Annotated in this window: 19 protein-coding genes; 15 read left to right on the top strand and 4 right to left on the bottom strand. The window is 67.1% G+C overall.

Annotated elements, in window-relative coordinates:
• Positions 1 to 21: 21 nt before the first annotated feature.
• Both C4S71_RS05505 and C4S71_RS05510 read left to right on the top strand, forming a co-directional pair.
• The gene (locus tag C4S71_RS05505) at positions 22 to 639 is read left to right on the top strand and encodes a LysE family translocator (protein WP_103968476.1); all 618 of its coding nucleotides are present in this window, start codon (positions 22 to 24) and stop codon (positions 637 to 639) included.
• Between the two features lie 101 nt (positions 640 to 740).
• Positions 741 to 1,976 carry an EAL domain-containing response regulator gene (locus C4S71_RS05510; RefSeq protein WP_103968477.1) on the top strand — a complete coding sequence of 412 codons (1,236 nt, stop codon included), beginning with the start codon at positions 741 to 743 and terminating at the stop codon, positions 1,974 to 1,976.
• Here C4S71_RS05510 and C4S71_RS05515 read toward each other — a convergent pair.
• Complete coding sequence (locus C4S71_RS05515) at positions 1,916 to 3,568, bottom strand: acyl-CoA dehydrogenase family protein (protein WP_086508145.1); 1,653 nt, start codon at positions 3,566 to 3,568, stop codon at positions 1,916 to 1,918. The genes C4S71_RS05510 and C4S71_RS05515 overlap by 61 nt on opposite strands.
• Positions 3,569 to 3,796: 228 nt before the next feature.
• Between C4S71_RS05515 and C4S71_RS05520 the strand changes: the two genes are divergently transcribed.
• On the top strand, positions 3,797 to 4,291 hold the full coding sequence (locus tag C4S71_RS05520; RefSeq protein ID WP_086508146.1) for a glutathione peroxidase: 495 nt from the start codon (positions 3,797 to 3,799) through the stop codon (positions 4,289 to 4,291).
• 16 nt (positions 4,292 to 4,307) lie between these two features.
• On the opposite strand, the gene C4S71_RS05525 is transcribed toward C4S71_RS05520, so the two are convergent.
• On the bottom strand, positions 4,308 to 4,700 hold the full coding sequence (locus tag C4S71_RS05525) for a DUF7079 family protein (RefSeq protein ID WP_086508147.1): 393 nt from the start codon (positions 4,698 to 4,700) through the stop codon (positions 4,308 to 4,310).
• 164 nt (positions 4,701 to 4,864) lie between these two features.
• On the opposite strand from C4S71_RS05525, the gene fabV reads away from it, so the two are divergent.
• The 10 genes from fabV to zapE all read left to right on the top strand — a co-directional run bounded on the left by fabV (position 4,865) and on the right by zapE (position 15,602).
• Entirely contained in the window at positions 4,865 to 6,076 is a 1,212-nt protein-coding gene (gene fabV, locus C4S71_RS05530; RefSeq protein ID WP_086508148.1) for an enoyl-ACP reductase FabV, read from the top strand.
• Between the two features lie 56 nt (positions 6,077 to 6,132).
• Positions 6,133 to 6,342, top strand: coding sequence for a hypothetical protein (locus C4S71_RS05535; RefSeq protein ID WP_086508149.1), 210 nt, complete (start codon positions 6,133 to 6,135; stop codon positions 6,340 to 6,342).
• 140 nt (positions 6,343 to 6,482) lie between these two features.
• On the top strand, positions 6,483 to 7,457 hold the full coding sequence (locus tag C4S71_RS05540) for a GlxA family transcriptional regulator (protein WP_176342744.1): 975 nt from the start codon (positions 6,483 to 6,485) through the stop codon (positions 7,455 to 7,457).
• Positions 7,458 to 7,717: 260 nt separating this feature from the next.
• The gene (locus tag C4S71_RS05545) at positions 7,718 to 8,932 is read left to right on the top strand and encodes an aspartate aminotransferase family protein (protein ID WP_086508150.1); all 1,215 of its coding nucleotides are present in this window, start codon (positions 7,718 to 7,720) and stop codon (positions 8,930 to 8,932) included.
• Positions 8,933 to 8,982: 50 nt separating this feature from the next.
• Positions 8,983 to 10,056 carry an arginine N-succinyltransferase gene (locus tag C4S71_RS05550; RefSeq protein WP_086508151.1) on the top strand — a complete coding sequence of 358 codons (1,074 nt, stop codon included), beginning with the start codon at positions 8,983 to 8,985 and terminating at the stop codon, positions 10,054 to 10,056.
• Positions 10,056 to 11,102 carry an arginine N-succinyltransferase gene (gene astA / locus C4S71_RS05555; protein ID WP_086508152.1) on the top strand — a complete coding sequence of 349 codons (1,047 nt, stop codon included), beginning with the start codon at positions 10,056 to 10,058 and terminating at the stop codon, positions 11,100 to 11,102. Before C4S71_RS05550 ends, astA begins: the two co-directional genes overlap by 1 nt.
• The gene (gene astD, locus C4S71_RS05560; protein WP_103968478.1) at positions 11,099 to 12,568 is read left to right on the top strand and encodes a succinylglutamate-semialdehyde dehydrogenase; all 1,470 of its coding nucleotides are present in this window, start codon (positions 11,099 to 11,101) and stop codon (positions 12,566 to 12,568) included. Before astA ends, astD begins: the two co-directional genes overlap by 4 nt.
• Entirely contained in the window at positions 12,565 to 13,920 is a 1,356-nt protein-coding gene (gene astB / locus C4S71_RS05565) for an N-succinylarginine dihydrolase (protein WP_086508154.1), read from the top strand. Before astD ends, astB begins: the two co-directional genes overlap by 4 nt.
• Before the next feature lie 75 nt (positions 13,921 to 13,995).
• On the top strand, positions 13,996 to 14,469 hold the full coding sequence (locus tag C4S71_RS05570) for a GNAT family N-acetyltransferase (protein WP_086508162.1): 474 nt from the start codon (positions 13,996 to 13,998) through the stop codon (positions 14,467 to 14,469).
• Positions 14,466 to 15,602 (top strand): cell division protein ZapE, encoded by a 1,137-nt coding sequence (gene zapE / locus C4S71_RS05575; protein ID WP_086508155.1) that lies wholly within the window; start codon positions 14,466 to 14,468, stop codon positions 15,600 to 15,602. The genes C4S71_RS05570 and zapE overlap by 4 nt, the downstream gene beginning before the upstream one ends.
• Here zapE and C4S71_RS05580 read toward each other — a convergent pair.
• Positions 15,599 to 16,645, bottom strand: a complete 1,047-nt coding sequence (locus C4S71_RS05580; RefSeq protein WP_086508163.1) for an SPFH domain-containing protein — start codon at positions 16,643 to 16,645, stop codon at positions 15,599 to 15,601. The genes zapE and C4S71_RS05580 overlap by 4 nt on opposite strands.
• An 84-nt stretch (positions 16,646 to 16,729) precedes the next feature.
• Positions 16,730 to 17,182 (bottom strand): NfeD family protein, encoded by a 453-nt coding sequence (locus C4S71_RS05585; protein WP_086508156.1) that lies wholly within the window; start codon positions 17,180 to 17,182, stop codon positions 16,730 to 16,732.
• Positions 17,183 to 17,285: 103 nt separating this feature from the next.
• Between C4S71_RS05585 and copM the strand changes: the two genes are divergently transcribed.
• Both copM and malE read left to right on the top strand, forming a co-directional pair.
• The gene (copM, locus tag C4S71_RS05590) at positions 17,286 to 17,831 is read left to right on the top strand and encodes a CopM family metallochaperone (protein ID WP_103968479.1); all 546 of its coding nucleotides are present in this window, start codon (positions 17,286 to 17,288) and stop codon (positions 17,829 to 17,831) included.
• A 221-nt stretch (positions 17,832 to 18,052) separates the two neighbouring features.
• A complete protein-coding gene (gene malE / locus C4S71_RS05595) occupies positions 18,053 to 19,240 on the top strand; it encodes a maltose/maltodextrin ABC transporter substrate-binding protein MalE (protein ID WP_103968480.1) in 1,188 nt (395 codons plus the stop codon).
• Positions 19,241 to 19,263 lie beyond the last annotated feature (23 nt).

Genomic DNA, 19,263 nt, shown 5'->3' on the forward strand with positions numbered 1-19,263 from the left:
TAGTCACAGAGGAGCAGGGCAGTGCCGCTTTCCTTATGGATGTCGCTGGTGGCCGTGTGCGCCATGGGGGCGATGTCGCCGGGGCCGAGCCTGGCGCTGGTGCTGCGCCACACCCTCGGCGGTGGGCGCGCGCCGGGGATCGTGGCGGCGCTGTCCCATGCCCTGGGGGTGGGCTTCTATGCGTTGCTCACGGTGCTGGGGCTGGGCGCGCTGATCGTGCGCTTCCCCACCCTGTTCCAGGCGATCACCTGGGCCGGTGCGGCCTATCTGGCCTGGCTCGGCATCAAGGCGCTGCGCGCCGGCAGGGCTGCGGCGCTCGAGGCCGCCGGGGTGGCGACCACCCGCCGCCAGGCGGCGCGCGAGGGCATGCTGGTCGCGCTGGGCAATCCCAAGTTGATCCTGTTCTTCGTTGCCCTGCTCAGTCAGTTCGTCACGCCGGACATGTCCGTGACCGCCAAGGCGGTCATCGTGCTCACGGCGATGGTCATCGACGGCGGCTGGTACGTGCTGGTGGCGGTTTCGTTGACGCATTCACGCGTGCTGCCCTGGCTGCAGGCACGAGCGCACTGGATCCACCGTATCACCGGCGTCATGCTGCTGGCGCTCGCGCTGCGAGTGGTGGCGGGCCCCCTTGGCTGAGCGGTGCGCTGGGTTGAGTTGAGTGGACGCGTTGAGAAGTGAACCGGCTGTGCATCAGGGATGATGGTAGTCTCAGAATAATTCGAGAACGAGTCCCCCTGATGAACGTTTTCTCCGAGGTGGAAGAAGAGCGGGCGCTGGTCATGGTGCTCGACGAGGACCCGGATGTGGTGGCGGTCCTCTCCCTCCAACTGCATGTCCTGGGCCTCGAGAGTCGCTGCTATCGACGCGCCGATGCGCTGCTCGCCGAGCTCGACGAGTGTGCCCCGCAACTGGTGATCATGGGGCTCGAATTCGGCGACCCGGACGGCATCGAGCTGCTGCGCCTGCTGGCCCGTCAGCGCTTCGCCGGCTGGGTGCTGCTGCTGGGCGGTGTCGAACGAAAGATCTCGCGCATCGCCGAACGGGTCGGTCAGACCCTAGGGTTGCAGATGCTCGGTTCACTGGACAAGCCGATGCGCCTGACCGAGCTCAGGCAGCGTCTGGATCGGCTGCGTCCCGGCTGCAAGCCGGCCATCGTGCCCGAGGACAGCCCCTTCTTTTCCGCCAATGAACTGGAGTCGGCGCTGCAGCGCCACGAGCTCACCGTGCACTACCAGCCGCAGTTCGAGCTGGCGACCGGGCGCCTTAGCGGGGTCGAGGCGCTGGTACGCTGGGCGCATCCGCAAATCGGCCTGATCGGCCCGGCCAGCTTTCTGCCCATGCTCACGGCCGGCCAGAGCCGCCGGCTCACCTGTCACGTGCTCGAGCAGGCGCTGCTCGACGCCCGGCGCTGGCGCGAGCAAGGGGTGATTCTGTCGATCTCGGTCAACGTCACTGCCGACGATCTGATGGAGGCCCAACTGCCGGCGCTGACGCGCCAGCTGACCCCGGACGATTCGCCGCTGGTGGTGCTCGAGATCACCGAGACGGCGGCCATGGACGATGAGCTGCTGGGCTCGGAGATTGCGGCTCGACTGCACCTCAGCGGCATGGAGGTGGCGGTGGACGATTTCGGTGTCGGCTTCTCGTCGCTTTTGCGTCTGCAGATGCTGCCGATCAGCGAGCTGAAGATCGACCGCAGTTTCGTGCGGCACGTGCAGCAGGACGTGCAGGATGCCGCCATCGTCGAGGCCATTGCCCTGCTCGGTCGGCGCCTCGGTATCCGCGTGGTGGCCGAAGGGGTCGAGGAGCTCGATTGCCTGCCGACCCTGGCACGCTTCGGCTGCACCCATGTGCAGGGCTTCGGGCTGTCACGCCCGGTACCGGCCGAGGAGATTCCGCTGCTGGCATCCGATCAGTCGCCGATTCGCGCCAGAATCTCCGCCAGCGGCGAACCGGCCGGCAGCACGCCATAGGCCGGGCTGGCTTCCACGCCGAGGCGCGAGCGACAGAAGGTCTCGGCCACCTCGGCCGGTGCATGGCGTAGCAGCAGCGCGCCCTGCAGGCTCTGTGCCAGACGCTGGGTCAGCCAGCGGGCGCGGGGCTCCAGCGTCTCGGCGGGCAGCGCCAGGTCGTGTTCCAGGCCGGCCAAGGCCAGATCGAGATCCTGTTGCAGGCCCTGGGCGGCGCGCAGCTCGTCACGCAGGGCGGCGATCGATTCGGGGTGTCGCGCCAGTACCCGCAGCAGATCCAGACAGATCACGTTGCCCGAGCCTTCCCAGATCGAGTTGACCGGCGCTTCCCGATAGAGCCTGGCCAGCGGCGCCTCTTCGACATAGCCGATGCCGCCCAGGCACTCCATGGCCTCGGCCATGAAGCCGGGCCCGCGCTTGTTGTGCCAGTACTTGGCCAGGGTGGGCAGCACTCGGGCCAGGGCCGTTTCGTGTGCCTCGCCGCGAGCGTCGCCGTCGAAGGCGCGCGCGGCGCGCATGACCAGTGCCACACCGGCTTCTACCTCCAGCGCCAGATCGGCGATGACCGCCTGCATCAGCGGCTGCTCCGCCAGCAGGCGACCGAAGGCGTGGCGACCGCGTACGTGGCGCCACGCCTCGACCAAGGCCTGGCGCATCATGCCGACCGGGGCGGTGGCGGCATCGAGTCGGGTCTGTTGCACCATGTCGATAATGGTGGCCACTCCACGGCCGGGCTCGCCGACCAGGCTTGCCCAGGCGCTGCGATACTCGATCTCGGCAGAGGCGTTGGCGCGGTTGCCGCACTTCTCCTTCAGGCGCTGGAGCTCGATGGCGTTGCGCTCGCCGTCCGGCGTGAAGCGCGGCGCCAGGAAGCAGGTCAGTCCCGCGTCGGTCTGGGCCAGGGTGAGGAAGGCGTCGGACATCGGCGCACTGCAGAACCACTTGTGACCGGTGAGCCGCCAGCCTTCGCCGTCGCGCTCAGCGCGGGTGGTGTTGCGGCGCACGTCGCTGCCGCCCTGTTTCTCGGTCATGGCCATGCCGAAGGTGAGCCCGCGCTTTTGCTCGGCAGGAAGCGGGCGCGGGTCGTAGGCGTTGGCCAGCAGCCCCGGCGCCCATGCCGCTTCGATGTCGGGGCTGCGGCGCAGCACCGGCATGGCGGCGTGGGTCATGGTCACCGGGCAGCAGAAGCCGGGCTCGGCCTGGGTCAGCAGGTAGAGCGCGGCGATATGGGCCTGATGGCCGCCGCGGCCTTCCTCCTGCCAGGCCACGGCGTGCCAGCCGTTGTCGATGGCCAGGTGCATCAGTTCGTGGTAGGCGGGGTGATAGCGCACCTCGTCCAGCCGTCGGCCGTGGCGGTCGAACAGAGCCAGTTCCGGTGGGTGGCGGTTGGCCTGTTCGCCCAACGCCTGTACGTGGAGGCTGCCCGCTTCGCGCCCCAGCGATGCCAGGCGCTGGCGGACCCAGGCGGGGGCTTCGCGCTCCAGCGCTTCACGCAGTGGCAGGTCGCCGGCGAACAGGTCGCTGTCGCCGGGCGTGTCGGGTTGGTTGACCACCTCATGGGTGGTCAGTCGGCTGCGAGGGGCGTTGTCGCGCATGCAGGTTCTCCTTGGGCGCCGTCGTGCCTCGTGCTTGCAGCATGGTCAGTCGTTCCGGGTCGGTCAACGCGCAGCGGGCGTGACCTGGTTGCCGCTTACCGGTAGGCTTGGAGCCGGCGTGCGAATGACGCTTCTCTGGGCAAACCCCAGCGAAAGGTTGCCGCGATGCGCTGAGAGGTGCTACGTGTAAAACGTGGCGTGGGATAGGTGACAGCGAGGCAGGCAGACATGGCCATCCACGAACACGAGTGCCGTACCTTCCGCGGCGAGCCCTTCAACCTGCGTGCCCTGCAAGGGCAGGTGCTGCTGATCGTGAACGTGGCCAGTCGCTGCGGTTACACGCCTCAGCTCGGCGAGCTGGAGCGCCTCTATCGCAGTCACCGCGACCGTGGCTTTACCGTACTGGCCTTTCCCTGCAATCAGTTCGCGCGTCAGTCGCCGGAAACGGCCCTGGACTTCTGCGCCTTCAGTTCCAGCCAGTATGGGGTGACCTTTCCGGTCATGGAGAAGGTCAAGGTCAACGGGCGCGGCGCTCATCCCCTGTTCGTCGAGCTCAAGCGCCAGGCGCCCGGGGTGATGGGTACCGGCATGGTCAAGTGGAACTTCACCAAGTTCCTGGTGGCGCGGGACGGCAGGGTGTTGCAGCGCTTCTCGCCCCGCGAGAGCGGGCCGGAGCTCGAACGCGCGCTGGAGCAGGCGCTGGATGAGGACTTCCGCCTCTAACTCATGTGCCTCTACTTCAGGAGTGCGGTGCTTCGCCGCGTTCCATCATCACCCGGGCGATCAGCTCGTTCCAGCGATGGCGGGTCATCATGGTGGTCAGCCCCGAGAACAGCGCCCAGCTCTTGCGTCGCCACCCCTTGAGCTTGAGGTTGTGGGCCACCAGCTGTTGCATCAACTGGTAGTCGTCGAAATCGCGCCAGCGCCCGGCGATCGACATCTGATTGCGCGACATCACCGGCGCCAGTTCCAGGCGAAAGATCCACTCCAGTTCGTGCAGCGTCAGCTCGTGGCGCTCTATCACCGCCACCATACGGGCGAACTCGCGTTCGCTGGGCTCGCGGTCCAGCCACAGTGGAGCCAGCGCCAGCCATAGCTCGCCGCGCTCATCCACCAGTGCTTGTGCATTCATGTCCACCTCCTGCCATGTCATGGCACCGGGTTGCATCGTGCCCCAGGACTCCGCGGCGCTCAAGTGCGGACAGACGCATGCGTGGCCGCTAGAATGTCGCCACTGCCCATTCGTATCGTCAAGGCGCTCGAAGCGGCGCTGCAACACCAACAACGAGGTCTGTCGTGATCATCAAACCCAAGGTTCGCGGTTTCATCTGTACCACCACCCATCCGGTCGGCTGCGAGAAGAACGTGCTCGAGCAGATCGAGGCCACTCGTGCGCGTCAATTCGACAAGGCCAACGGGCCGAAGAAGGTACTGGTGGTAGGGGCCTCCAGCGGCTATGGCCTGGCGGCGCGCATCACCGCGGCATTCGGCTACGGTGCCGACACCCTGGGGGTTTTCTTCGAGAAGCCCGGCAGCGAGAAGAAGCCCGGCACCGCCGGCTGGTACAACGCCGCCGCCTTCGACAAGTTCGCCAAGGCCGAAGGGCTCTACAGCAAGTCGATCAATGGCGATGCCTTCTCCCACGAGGCGCGCGAGAAGGCCATCGAGCTGATCAAGCAGGACCTGGGCCAGATCGATCTGGTGGTCTACTCGCTGGCCTCGCCGGTGCGCAAGCTGCCCGACAGCGGTGAGCTGAAGCGCTCCAGCCTCAAGCCGATCGGCGAGACCTACCGCGCCACCGCCATCGACACCAACAAGGACACCATCATCGAGGCCGAGGTCGAGCCCGCCACCGAGCAGGAGATCGAGGATACCAAGGCGGTGATGGGCGGCGAGGATTGGGAGCTGTGGATCGACGCGCTGGACAAGGCTGGCGTGCTGGCCCCCGGTGCGCGCAGCGTGGCGTTCAGCTATATCGGCACCGAGATTACCTGGCCGATCTACTGGCACGGCGCCCTGGGCAAGGCCAAGGAGGATCTCGACCGTGCCGCCGGTGAGATCGACGCCAGGCTCAAGGCCAGTGGCGGCGGTGCCAACGTGGCGGTGCTCAAGTCGGTGGTGACCCAGGCCAGCGCGGCGATTCCGGTCATGCCGCTCTACATCGCCATGGTCTACAAGGTGATGAAGGAGAAGGGCCTGCACGAGGGCACCATCGAGCAGCTCAATCGCCTGTTCGGCGAGCGCCTCTATTCATCTCAAGGACAGGCAGGTGAGCTCACCACCGACGAGGCCGGCCGCCTGCGTCTGGACGACTGGGAGCTGCGTGACGACGTGCAGCAGGCGTGCAAGGATCTGTGGCCTCAGGTAACCACCGAGAACCTGTTCCAGATCACCGACTATGCTGGTTACAAGCACGACTTTCTGAAGCTGTTCGGGTTCGAGCGAGATGACGTCGATTACGACGCCGACGTGAACCCGGACGTTCAATTCGATGTCGTCACCTTATAGGCCCGCTGCGAAGGAACGCGATTCAGCGGGCAAAACCAGCATCGAAGGAGGTGCCCATGGACACCCGGGAGAGCAAGACGGCGCAAGAAGAGTACGAGCATCTCAAGGAAGTGCGGATGCCCGAGGACTTCGAACATCTCGAGCCGGATGAGGAGCAACCCGAAGCCAAGCGGCCGGCCAAGGGCTGGCACTGGCTGGTGCTGGGCGTGGCCATTGCTACGGGGCTTTTCCTCGTCTATCGGCTGGTATCGGCGCTCTGGCTCTGACCCGAAGATTGCCGATGTGAACCGAAGGCTACCGTGGCGCTGCCACGGTGGCCTTCGTCAACGTGCGTAAACCGTGCGGTATTGCCAACGCCGCCGATGGAGTACCATTTCTCCTTCGTTTCGGCACACGGCGCTGCGCAATGCCCGACACCCTCACCGCCCCCATCCCCATGAAAGCTGCCCGCTGGGTTGGCGTGCTGACGTTGCCCGGGTTCTCGCTGCTTGCCCAGGCCTGTGCACTGGAGCCACTGGTGGTGGTCAACCAGTTGGCCGGCCAGCGGCTCTATCGTCTGCAGGCTTTTTCCCCGGGCGGTGGTGAGGTTGCCAGCATGGCCGACCTCAGTCAGGCGGCCTGTACTCCCTTCGAGCTCGCCTCGACCGAGCTGGACATGCTGATCGTCTGCGCGCCGAGCCCGCTGCCGGTCATGCATGACAGTGCGTTACCGGGCCAGCTGCGTCTGCTGGGGCGCAGCGGCGTGGTGCTGGTGGGGGTGGGGGGCGGCACCGAGCTGCTGGCGCGCGCCGGCGTGCTGGACGGCTACCGCGCCACGCTGCCCTGGCAGCGCTTCGCCGCCTTCACCCGCGACTATCCCCGCGTGCGGCTGACCCAGCAGCTGTTCGAGATCGACCGCGACCGGCTCACCTGCGGCGGCGGTACGGCCGCGATGGACATGATGATGACCCTGATTGCCACTCATCATGGGCGCGAGCTGGCCGAGCGGGTCTCGGAGCACTTCGTGCTGGAGCGGGTACGCATGGCCGACGAGCCGCAGCAGGTGCCGCTGCGTGCCCGGCTGGGCCATGCGCCGGCGCCGCTGGTGGACGCCGTGATGCTGATGGAGGCCAACATCGAAGAGCCGCTCACCACTCACGAGCTGGCCGAGCATCTGGGCATCTCGCGGCGCCAGCTCGAGCGCCTGTTCAAGAAATACCTGCAGGCGGTGCCCGGCCGCTACTACCTCGATCTGCGCCTGAAGGAGGCGCGGCGCCTGCTGCGCGAGAGCGACCTTCCTGCCGGCGAGATCGCCATGAAGACGGGCTTCTCCTCGCCCGCCCATTTCTCTACTGCCTACCGTAACCATTTCGGGGTTACCCCACGCGAAGAACGCCTTTAGGGAAACACTGCACAAATGCCTGCGCGAGCGAATCGCTGCGTTGCGCGGTGCGCGGAATCCTCACATATACCCCATATGCTCCGGTTCCTGTGCTCCGTGCGCCTTGCGCTTCATCTCGCTCGCCGACTTGTTCAGCGCTTCCCTGAGTCTTTATCTAGAAGTCGGGGTCCCATTGCTGAAAGCCGGCCGGCGCGTCGCTCCTTATACTCGGATGACATCGCTGCGTTGCTATCACTCTTTTTGCAGGAATGGAGACCGAGATGAGCCATACCCCGACCCGTGCCGACTTCGACCAGTACATGGTGCCCAACTACTCCCCTCAGAAGGTCATCCCGGTGCGCGGCGAGGGCAGCCGACTGTGGGACCAGGAAGGGCGCGAGTACATCGATTTTGCCGGCGGCATCGCCGTGAACTCCCTGGGTCACTGCCATCCGGTGCTGGTCAAGGCCCTCACCGAGCAGGGCAACAAGCTTTGGCATCTCTCCAACGTCTACACCAACGAGCCCTCGCTCAAGCTGGCCAAGACCCTGGTGGAGCGCACCTTCGCCGACAAGGCCTACTTCTGCTCCTCCGGCGGCGAGGCCAACGAGGCGGCGCTGAAGCTGGCGCGGCGCTGGGCGCATGACAACTTCGGCGAGCACAAGCATCGCATCGTCTCGTTCTACCAGTCGTTCCACGGCCGCACCTTCTTCACCGTCAGCGTCGGCGGTCAGCCCAAGTACTCCCAGGGCTTCGGTCCGGTGCCGGGCGGCATCGTCCACGGCGAGTTCAACAATCTCGACAGCGTGCGCGACCTGATCAACGACGACACCTGCGCAGTGATGGTCGAGCCGATGCAGGGCGAGGGCGGCATCACGCCGGCCACTCAGGAGTTCCTGCAGGGCCTGCGCGATCTGTGCGATGCCCACGATGCGCTGCTGATCTTCGACGAGGTGCAGACCGGCGTGGGCCGTACCGGCTCGCTCTACGCCTACATGGAGTACGGCATCGAGCCGGACATTCTCACCAGTGCCAAGGCCCTGGGCGGAGGCTTCCCCATCGGCGCCATGCTCACCACCGACCGGGTCGCCCCGGCGCTGGCCATCGGCACCCACGGCTCCACCTACGGCGGCAACGCCCTGGCCTCGGCGGTGGCCCTGGCCGCGGTGGAACACATCGACACGCCGGAAGTGCTCGGCGGCGTCAAGCAGCGTCACGACCTGTTCCGCGAGCATCTCGAGGCGATCAACCGCAAGCATGGGGTGTTCAGGGAGATCCGTGGCATGGGCCTGCTGATCGGCGCCGAGATGACCCCCGAATACAAGGATCGGGCCAAGGACATCCTGCCGCTGGCCATCGAGGAAGGGCTGATGGCGCTGATCGCCGGTCCCAACGTGCTGCGCATGGCGCCATCGCTGGTGATCCCCGAGGCCGACATTGCCGAGGGCATGGCGCGGCTGGAGCGTGCCATCGAGCGGCTGGTGGCGGCCGGGTGAAGGCTGGCCGAGCCATGCGCGACACCGCCAATCGACCAGGAGATCCCGCCATGATGGTCGTACGCCCCGTTCGGCCGGCCGACCTGCCGGCCCTGGAGCGGCTGGCGGGCTTGGCCACGCCGAGCCTGACCAACCTGCCGGCCCATCGCGACCGCCTCGAGGAGCGCATTGCCCGCTCGCGGCAGTCGTTCGGGCGCGAGGTGGACTTTCCCGGCGACGAACACTACACCTTCGTGCTCGAGGATCTCGAGCGCGACGAGGTCGTGGGTACCGCCACCCTGCGCGCCGAAGCCGGTGCGCGGGAGGCCTACTACACCTACCGCCAGGAAACCCTGATCCACGCCTCGCAGCAGCTCAACGTACGCCGCGAGGTGCAGACCCTCTCGCTCTCCCACGAGGTGTCCGAGACCACTCAGCTGTGCGCGCTGTCGCTGGACCCGCGCTATCGCGGCACCAGCGCCGAGAGTCTGCTGCGCCGCTCAAGGCTGATGTTCATCGCCCAGTACCCGGAGCGCTTCGCCGAGGTGCTGGCGATGGCGTTCCCGGGCTATCTCGACGAGCAGGGCGAATCGCCGTTCTGGAACAGCGTGGGGCGCCACTTCTTCGTGCGCGACTATCACGACATCAACTACCTGGCCGGGGTGCGCTCGAAGAGCTTCATCGCCGAGGTGATGCCGCAGTTCCCGCTCTACCTGGCGCTGCTCACGCCCCAGGCGCGGGCCGCCATCGGCCGCGAACATCCCGCTCATGAGGCGGCCATGGCCGAGATGCTGGCCGAGGGCTTCATGCGCTCGCGTCACGTCGATCTGTTCGACGCCGGCCCGGTGATCAAGGGCGAGCGCAATCGCCTGCACACCTTCCGCCATGCCGCCTGGCACCCGGTGCGGGTACGCCCGGCCCATGCGCTGCCCGACGCCGAGCCGGCGATGGTCGCCAACCAGCGCCTGGCAGATTTCCGCTGCGTGGTGGCGCGTTATGCGCTGTCGCCCACCGGGCAACTGATGCTCTCGCCGGAGCACGCCGAGCTGCTCGGCGCGGAGGAGGGGCGGGCAGTGCTGGCCGCACCGCTGACGCTGCCGTCCAACGGCGAAGAGGAAGCGGGCTTCGATGAGGGGGAGCTGTGATGCGTATTCGACCGATTGCCGAGGGCGACCTGGACGAACTGCAGAAGATCGCCCGCGAGACCGGGGTTGGCTTCACCTCGCTGCCCGACAACCGCGAGTTCCTGGCGGCCAAGATCGCCGCTGCGGTGGCCGCCTTCGAGCAGCGTACCCCGGCCGACCGGCGCAACTACTTCTTCGTGCTGGAAGACGAGGAGAGCGGCGAGCTGGCGGGTTGCTGCGCCATCGAGGGTCAGGTGGGACGCGAGGTGCCGTTCTATCACTACCGCCTGGGCACGCTGGCCCACTCCTCGGTGCAGCTCGACCTGCACCGCACCATCGACACTCTGTTCCTCAGCTCCGATCACACCGGCGATGCCGAGGTGGCCTCGCTGTTCCTGCGCCCCGGCTTCCGTGGCAAGGAGCGCGCGCACCAGCGCAACGGCGCGCTGCTGTCGATGGTGCGCTGGCTGTTCATGGCCGAGTTTCGCGACCAGTTTCCCGACAAGGTGCTGGCCGAGATGCGCGGGGTGTTCGACGAGCGTGGCAAGAGTCCGTTCTGGGAGTGTCTGGGTAGCCACTTCTTCCCCCTGGACTTCGACGAGGCCGATCGCCTCACCGGGCTGGGGCAGAAGAGCTTCATCGGCGAGCTGATGCCCAAGTTTCCGATCTACACGCCGTTTCTCTCCGACGAGGCGCGGGCCTGCATCGGCCAGGTGCATCACGACACCCGTCCGGCGCTGGCCATGCTCAAGAAGGAGGGCCTGCGCTGGGAAGGTTACATCGACATCTTCGATGGCGGACCGACGGTGGAGGCCTATATCGACGACGTACGCGCGGTGCGCAAGTCGCACTGCTGTCGGGTGGAGATCCGCAGCGGCAGTGACACGCCGCCGGCCCGACCGCGCTGGCTGGCTGCCAGCACGACCATGGCCGAGTTCCGCGCCGCCTGGGTGGCCTGTGGCCCCGACGAGGAGGGCACCCTCACCCTGAGCGAGACGGAGGCGCAGCGGCTGGGCGTGGCGGCCGGCGACTCCCTGCGCGTCCTGGATACCGAGGAGACATCATGAACGCAAAGCAACAGCTGATGATCGGCGGCCGCTGGCAGCCGGGCGAGGCGATGCAATTCACCAAACGCGATCCGGTCGCCGGCGAGACCCTGTGGCAGGGCGCGGCGGCCAGCGACAGTCAGGTGGCGGCAGCGGTGGAGGCCGCCCGCGGTGCCTTCCCGGGCTGGGCCCGCCTGGGCTTTGCCGAACGCCTGAGCGTGGTGGAACGCTTCCGCGATCTGCTCGAGACCCACCGCGAGGATCTGGCCCATGCGATTGCCGGCGAGACCGGCAAGCCGCTGTGGGAGGCGCGTACCGAAGTGGGCGCCATGATCGGCAAGGTGGCGATCTCGGCGCGCGCCTACCAGGAACGCACCGGCGAGCGCAGCCGCGACCTCGGCGACACCACCGCCGTACTGCGCCATCGCCCCCACGGGGTGATGGCCGTGTTCGGCCCCTACAACTTCCCCGGCCACCTGCCCAACGGGCACATGGTGCCGGCGCTGCTGGCCGGCAACACCGTGGTGTTCAAGCCCAGCGAGCAAACCCCGCTGACCGCCGATCTCACTCTGCAGTGCTGGCAGGAGGCGGGTCTGCCCGCCGGGGTGATCAACCTGGTGCAGGGAGCCGCACCGGTGGGGCAGGCGCTCTCCTCGCACCCGGGGATCGACGGCCTGCTGTTCACCGGCAGCGCCCGGGTCGGCGGCCTGCTCAACCGCCAGTTCGCCGACCAGTTGGAGAAGATCCTGGCCCTGGAGCTCGGCGGCAACAATCCGCTGGTGGTCAAGGACGTGCACGATCAGGACGCCACGGTGCTGACCATCCTGCAGTCCGCCTTCCTCTCCGGCGGCCAGCGCTGCACCTGTGCACGGCGGCTGATCGTGCCCGAGGGGCAGGTCGGCGATCACCTGCTCGACGCCCTGGTCGACGCCATCGCCCGCCTGCGGGTGGCGGGACAGTTCGATGAGCCGGCGCCGTTCTACGGTGGCCTGGTCAGCCAGGAGGCGGCACAGGGGCTGCTCAAGGCCCAGGACGAGTTGGAAACACTGGGTGGCGTGGTGCTGGCGCGCATGGAGTGCCTGGAGGAGGGCACCAGCCTGCTGTCGCCGGCGCTGATCGACGTCACCGGGCTCGAGGTGCCTGACGAGGAGCACTTCGGTCCGCTGCTCAAGGTCTACCGCTATCGCGACTGGGACGAAGCCCTGCGACTGGCCAACGATACCCGCTACGGCCTGGCCGCCGGCCTGATCGGCGGCGAGCGCGCCGACTGGGACGACTTCCTGTTGCGTATCCGCGCCGGCATCGTCAACTGGAACCGCCAGACCACCGGTGCCTCCGGCGACGCACCCTTCGGCGGCGTGGGCATCAGCGGCAACCATCGCCCCAGTGCCTATTACGCCGCCGACTACTGCGCCTACCCGGTGGCCTCGATGGAGGCCGAGACCCTGACCCTGCCCGACAACCTGCCGCCCGGAGTGGTGTTATGAGCCAAGCGACGAATACCGACTACCGGGAAGTCAACTTCGACGGCCTGGTGGGTCCCACCCACAACTACTCGGGGCTGGCCCACGGCAACGTGGCCTCGATGCGCCACGGTGGGCTGGTCTCCAACCCCCGCGAGGCGGCGCTGCAGGGCCTGGCCAAGATGAAGGCGCTGATGGATGCCGGCTACGCCCAGGGCGTGCTGCCGCCCCAGCAGCGCCCCGACCTCGGCGCGCTGCGCTCGCTCGGCTTTTCCGGCAGCAATCGCGAGGTGCTGGCGCGGGCGGCCAAGGAAGCGCCCCAGGTGCTGCGCGCGGTGTGCTCGGCCTCGAGCATGTGGACGGCCAACGCCGCTACGGTGACCCCGAGTCGTGACGCCGCGGACGGCCGCGTGCACTTCACCCCGGCCAACCTGCAGTCGAGCTTTCATCGCTATCTGGAGCCGGAAACCACCGGCCGCGTGCTGGCGGCGATCTTCCGCCACGAGTCGCACTTCGCTCACCACCCGGCGCTGCCGGCCACGCCGGCCTTCTCTGACGAGGGGGCGGCCAACCATACCCGCCTGTGCGGCGAACACGGCGAGGCCGGCGTTCACCTCTACGTCTATGGCCGCCAGGCTTTCGGTGGCGAGGTGGGGCCCAAGCGCTTCCCCGCGCGCCAGACCCTTGAGGCGAGCCAGGCGGTGGCACGTCAGCATGGTCTCGCCGCGGCGCAGACGGTATTCGCCCAGCAGCACCCCGAGGCCATCGATGCCGGCGTGTTCCACAACGACGTGATCGCGGTGGGCAACGGGCCGGTGCTGCTCTACCACGAGATGGCCTTCCTCGACGAGCAGGCCACGCTCGATGAGCTACGCGCCAAGATGACCACGCCCCTGATCCCGGTGCGCGTGCCCAGCGAGGCGGTGAGCATGGATGACGCCGTGGCGTCGTATCTGTTCAATTCGCAGCTGTTGAGCAACCCCGATGGCAGCATGACCCTGGTGGTGCCCGGCGAGTGCCAGGAACGCGAGGCGGTGTGGCGCACCATCCAGGACCTGCTGCTGGCCGGCCACAACCCCATCGGCGAGGTGATCGTCAAGGACGTCAAGCAGAGCATGCGCAACGGCGGCGGCCCCGCCTGCCTGCGCCTGCGGGTGGTGCTCTCCGCCGAGGAGCGCGCCGCGCTGACCGGCCGCGTGCTGCTCAGCGACGCGCTGTACGGCGAACTCAGCGCCTGGGTCGGGCGTCACTACCGCGACCGCCTGGCCCCGGACGACCTGGCCGACCCGCAGCTGGCCGACGAGACTCTCACTGCGCTGGACGAGCTGACCCGCATCCTGCAAATTGGATCGGTCTATCCCTTCCAGCTGGGTTAGCCCAGGCCTGCGCTTTTTCGTCCCAGGGCTGGGCGCTCGGCGCGACAGTGAGAGCCAATGGATAAGGACGTCGTCATGCGCGATATCACCATCGTACGTTTGATTCCTGACTCGGACCACGTTGATACGGTGGCGAGCTGGACCTTCGCCGAATGGGGCCACCTGCACCCCGGCAGCACCGCCGACTCCTATCGCGAGGCCTTTCGTCGCGAGTGCGGCGAGGGCGGCGTGCCCTCGGTGTTCGTGGCCATGCACGGCAATCGGCCGGTAGGCACGGCGGCGCTGTTGGCCGAGGACATGGACAGTCGGCCCGAGCTGACTCCCTGGCTGGCCTCGGTGTTCGTGCTGCCGGAGTGGCGCGGGCAGGGCATCGCCGCCCGCCTGATTCGCCGCGTCGAGGAGGAAGCCGTGGACAGCGGCTTCAGTCAGTTCTACCTCTACACCCCCGACCAGCAAGGGCTCTATCGCCGCCTCGGCTGGCAGGAACTCGAGGAACTGAGCTACCGGGGTGAGGCGGTCACCATCATGCTGCGCCAGCTCGAGGCATGACGGCGGCCTCGCCGCTGACGCTCTATCGCGAGGCGGTAGAGCGCCAGGGTTTCGCTCCGGATGCGGCCCAGCAGCGCGCTGCGGCTCGGCTCGATGCCTGTTTCCAGGCGCTGCACGACGAGGGTGCTGCGGAGCAGCGCAGGGCCGTACCCGGCGTTTATCTATGGGGGCCGGTGGGGCGCGGCAAGACCTGGCTGATGGACGGTTTCCATCGCCACCTGCGGGTGCCTTCCCGGCGCCTGCATTTTCATCACTTCATGCGCTGGGTGCACCAGCGCCAGTTCCAGCTGAGCGGCACCGCCGATCCTCTCTCCGCACTGGCGCGGGAGCTGGCATCCGAGGTGCGCGTGCTCTGCCTCGATGAGCTGTTCGTCAGCGACATCGCCGATGCCATGCTGCTCGGTCGCCTGTTGCAGGCGATCTTCGAGCATGGCGTGGTATTGGTGTGCACCTCCAATCAGGCGCCGAGCCAGCTCTATGCCGACGGCTTCAACCGCGAGCGCTTGCTGCCGGCCATTGCCGCCATCGAACGCTGTATGGAGGTGGTGGAGCTGGACGGCGGCTTCGATCACCGCCTGCATCCCGGACGGGGGTGTCAGCGCTATTGGATAGCGGAGCCCGGCCGGCCGAGCGCTCTCACCGGCGTTTTCGCGCGCCTGAGCGAGGGCCAGCCGACGAGCCGAGAGCCCATCGAGCTGGGCCATCGCCGCATTGCGGTGGAACGGCGCAGCCAGCGCGTGGTGTGGTGTCGCTACGCCGAGCTGTGCGAGCAGCCGCTGGCCGCGCTCGACTTCATCGCCCTGGCCGACGAGTTCGATCACGTCCTGCTCAGCGAAGTGCCGCGATTGAGCGACATCGCCGCAGCGGGGCGTATCGCCCGTGGCACCGAGGATGGCGCCGAGCGCATCGAAACCGGGGAGCGGGAGCTGCCGCCGCTGTCGCGACGCGACGATGGCGTGCGCCGCTTCATCGCCCTGGTCGACGAGTGCTACGACCGCCGCGTGCCGCTCCATATCGAAGCCGAGGTCGCCATGGACGAACTTTATGCCGATGGCTACCTGGCCTTCGCCTTCCGGCGCACCCTCAGCCGGCTGCAGGAAATGCAGCTGGCGAGGTTTGGGGTTGGCGCTTAGCTGCTGGCCGCTCCTCCGACGATGCCGCTGCGAAAGCCGCTCTGACGCTCGCTGTCGCGCAGGTGCTTCGCCACGGTGTCTTCCGGCGAGCCGGCCATTTCGCGGAACATGCCCATGGAACCGAGTAGGGCGGAGGATTCGTAGGGCACGAACACCCGCTCGCCCTCCTGGGCCATGGTCGGCAGCGCCTTGATGTAGCTCTGGCCGAGCAGGTAGCCCACCACGGTGCGCTTGTGCTCGTCGCTGTCGCCGATGGCGCTCAGCACCAGCTTGATCGACTCCTGCTCGCCCTGGGCGCGCAGAATGGCCGACTCCTTGTCGCCCTGGGCATTGAGGATCGCCGATTCGCGCTGACCCTGGGCCTTGGCGATGGCGGCGGCCTTCTCACCCTCGGCTTCGGTCACGGTGGCGCGGCGCTTACGTTCGGCGGCCATCTGCAGGCGCATGGCGGTTTCGACCTCTTCGGGCATGGCGATGTCCTGCACCTCGACCCGTGAGATCTTCACCCCCCACTTTGACGCGGGCTCCTCCATGGCGGCCTGGATTTCGTTGTTGACCTCGGCGCGGGACTCGAACAGCTTGTCGAGCTCCATCTTGCCCACTACCGAGCGCAGGGTGGTCTTGGCCAGCACTTCCACCGCCTGGCTCATGTTCTCTATCTCATAGACGGCACGGCGCGGGTCGATGATCTGATAATAGAGCGCCCCATTGATGCGTACCGTGACGTTGTCGGTGGTCACCACCGGCTGGCCGGGGAAGTCCATCACCGTCTCCCGGCGGTCGATCCTTGCCTCGTTGGTGGTGATGGGAAAGTACTCCTCGCCACGCTTCTGGTAGCGGATCATGGTGATGGCACGAGGCTGCTCGATGAACGGAATGATGATGTTGATACCGCTCTCCAGCAGGCGATTGAACGAGCCGAGGCGCTCGATCACCATCACTTCCGACTGGCGTACGATCACCAGCCCCTTGGCGATGATCAGGATGCCGATGATGACGACGATGAGGGCGATCAACAGCCCGGGATTGATAGGTAGGTCCATGTTCACGTTACGACTCCTTGTGTCGACGAGTGTGATCCTGACGCTTGGTGGAGCGTAGCGCCCAACGCTGTGGAACGGGTAGGTTCAGCCCTGAGGCACGTGGCTGACGACGGCCGTAGTGCCGTCAAAGTGATGGAAGATCACCAGCGAGCCTTCTGGCAGCTCGGTTTCGCCGGTTTCGGCCACGCGCAGGCGGTAGAAGTCGCCGTTTATCTTGACGCCGCTGGCGCCGTCGAAGTCGCGTTTCAGGGTGGTATAGGTGTGGCCTTTCTCCACGCCCGTGCCGGTGGTGCCGTAGGCCACCCCGGCGGGCGAGAACCACGGGCGGATCACCTTGACCGCAAGCGGGATGAGAATGCCCGAGAACACTCCCATGGCAAGCAGTTGCCAGGGCAGCGTAAGGCCGAGTGCCGCCAGCGCCGAGGTCAGGGCGGCAGCGACGCCCAGCGACAGCAGCACCAGGCCACCGGAGGAGAGTTCGGCCAGGCCCAGCAGCAGGGCAATGGCCAGCCAGATCAGGGCGGGGTTCCAGTCCATGGTAGTCTCGGTAATGAATTGTTTCCCGATGCGCCGCTGCAATGCACTGCGCGGCGCTTGGTTCTATCGTAGTCGTACGACTCACATGGTAAAGGAGAGCAGCATGTCGCACATCCTCACGATACGTACCTGGTCGGCGCTGGCCGTCGTTCTGGCCGGCAGTGCCCTGCTGGCCGCCCCGGCCCTGGCGGCGGAAGAGGAGGCTCAGGCCCAGGAGCAGATCGAGCAGGCCGAGCCGCAGCAGGACGCTGAGATCGACGACGAGAACGAGGCCGCCGATGACGACGAGGCCAACGATGACGAGGCTGATGAGGCCAGCGGCGACGAGGAGGAGGCAACCGAGGAGGACCACGCCCACGTTCATGAGCCCGACGAGCACGCCGACAACGAGGCCGTGCAGGCCTACCGTGAGGTCAATCGGCGCATGCACGAGGACATGGCCGTCGAGTTCACCGGCAACCCCGATGCCGATTTCGCCCGCGGCATGATTCCGCATCACCAGGGGGCCATCGACATGGCCAATGTCGTGCTGATGCACGGCGAGGACGAGGCGATTCGCGACCTCGCTCGCGAGATCATCGAGGCCCAGGAAGAGGAGATCGCCTTCCTGCGCGACTGGCTGGCCCAGCACGGCTTCGAGGCCGAATAGGCAACATCGAATGACTTTCAGCGGGCGGCATTCCCCATGCCGCCCGCGCTGACCTTCGCGATACGCCCGCTGCGCTTCCCGCTACGCCCCACCCATACGCCACCGCTACGCCCCCCGGGGAGGAGGACGCCGCCGCCGCGATTGGCGAGGCTGCATGTGTTCGCTATCGCCGTGCCGCAAGGGCACCGGCGTCGATAACAACAACCCGGAGGTTTCAACTCATGCATCGGACACGCCACGGTGTGCTTCTTCCCGTGCTGGTCGCGCTCGGCAGCGGCCTGGCTTTCTCCACCTATGCCTTCGACGGCGATCGGCTGACGATCTGGATGGGTGACAACAAGGGCTACGACGGCATCCGCGAGGTGGCGCGCCAGTTTGCCGACGACACCGGCATCGAGGTGCGGATCGTCAACCCCGACAACCTCACCGACCGCTTCCAGCAGGCTGCCGGCAGCGGCCAGGGACCGGACATCGTGATCTGGGCCCACGACCGCATCGGCGAATGGGCGCAGAGCGGCCTGCTGGCACCCGTTTCGCCCTCCAGCGACTTCCGCGAGCGCTACTTCGACTTCACCTGGGACGCCACCCTGTGGAGCGGCGAGCACTATGGCTACCCGATCTCGGTGGAGGCGCTGGGGCTGATCTACAACAAGGCGCTGGTCGAAACGCCGCCGGAGAGCTTCGCCGAGCTTGCGCAACTCGATGCCGAGCTGGCCGAGCAGGGCAGGAAGGCGATCCTGTTCGACTACGGCGAGCCCTACTACGGCTGGACCCTGCTCGCCGCCAACGGCGGCTATCCCTTCCGCCAGACCGAGGAGGGCTTCGACGTCGACGACATCGGCGTCAACAACGAAGGGGCCCTGCAGGGCGCCGAGCTGCTGGTGGAGCTGATCGAGAGCGGCGTACTGCCGCGCGGCACCGACTACAGCATCATGGACACACGCTTCAATCGCGGCGAGGTGGCCGCCATGATCAGCGGCCCCTGGGCCTGGAGCAACCTGGAGCAGAGCGGCATCGACTATGGCGTGGCGCTGCTGCCCAAGGTGGGCGAGGAGCGCGCCAAGCCGATGTTCGGCGTGATGGCGGCGATGATCAACACCGCCTCACCCAACGACTTCCTGGCCGTGGAGTTCCTCGAGAACTACCTGCTCAGTGAGGAGGGCATGCGTACCTTCAACAGCGACGGCACGCTGGGGGCGGTGGCGCACATTGCCTATCAGCAGGAGCTGGAGAGCGATCCCAACATCGCCGCCACTCTCGAGAACGCCGAGCTCGGCATGCCGATGCCCAACATTCCCGAGATGGGTGCCTTCTGGGCCGCCATGGAGCCGGCGCTGCAGAACATAGGCAGCGGTCGCCAGTCGCCTCGCGAAGCCCTGGATGCCGCGGCCCGCCGCATGCGCCAGTAACGAACCCGCTCGATGCCTCGGCC

This window comes from Billgrantia desiderata (assembly GCF_900108215.1).
Lineage (GTDB): Bacteria > Pseudomonadota > Gammaproteobacteria > Pseudomonadales > Halomonadaceae > Halomonas > Halomonas desiderata.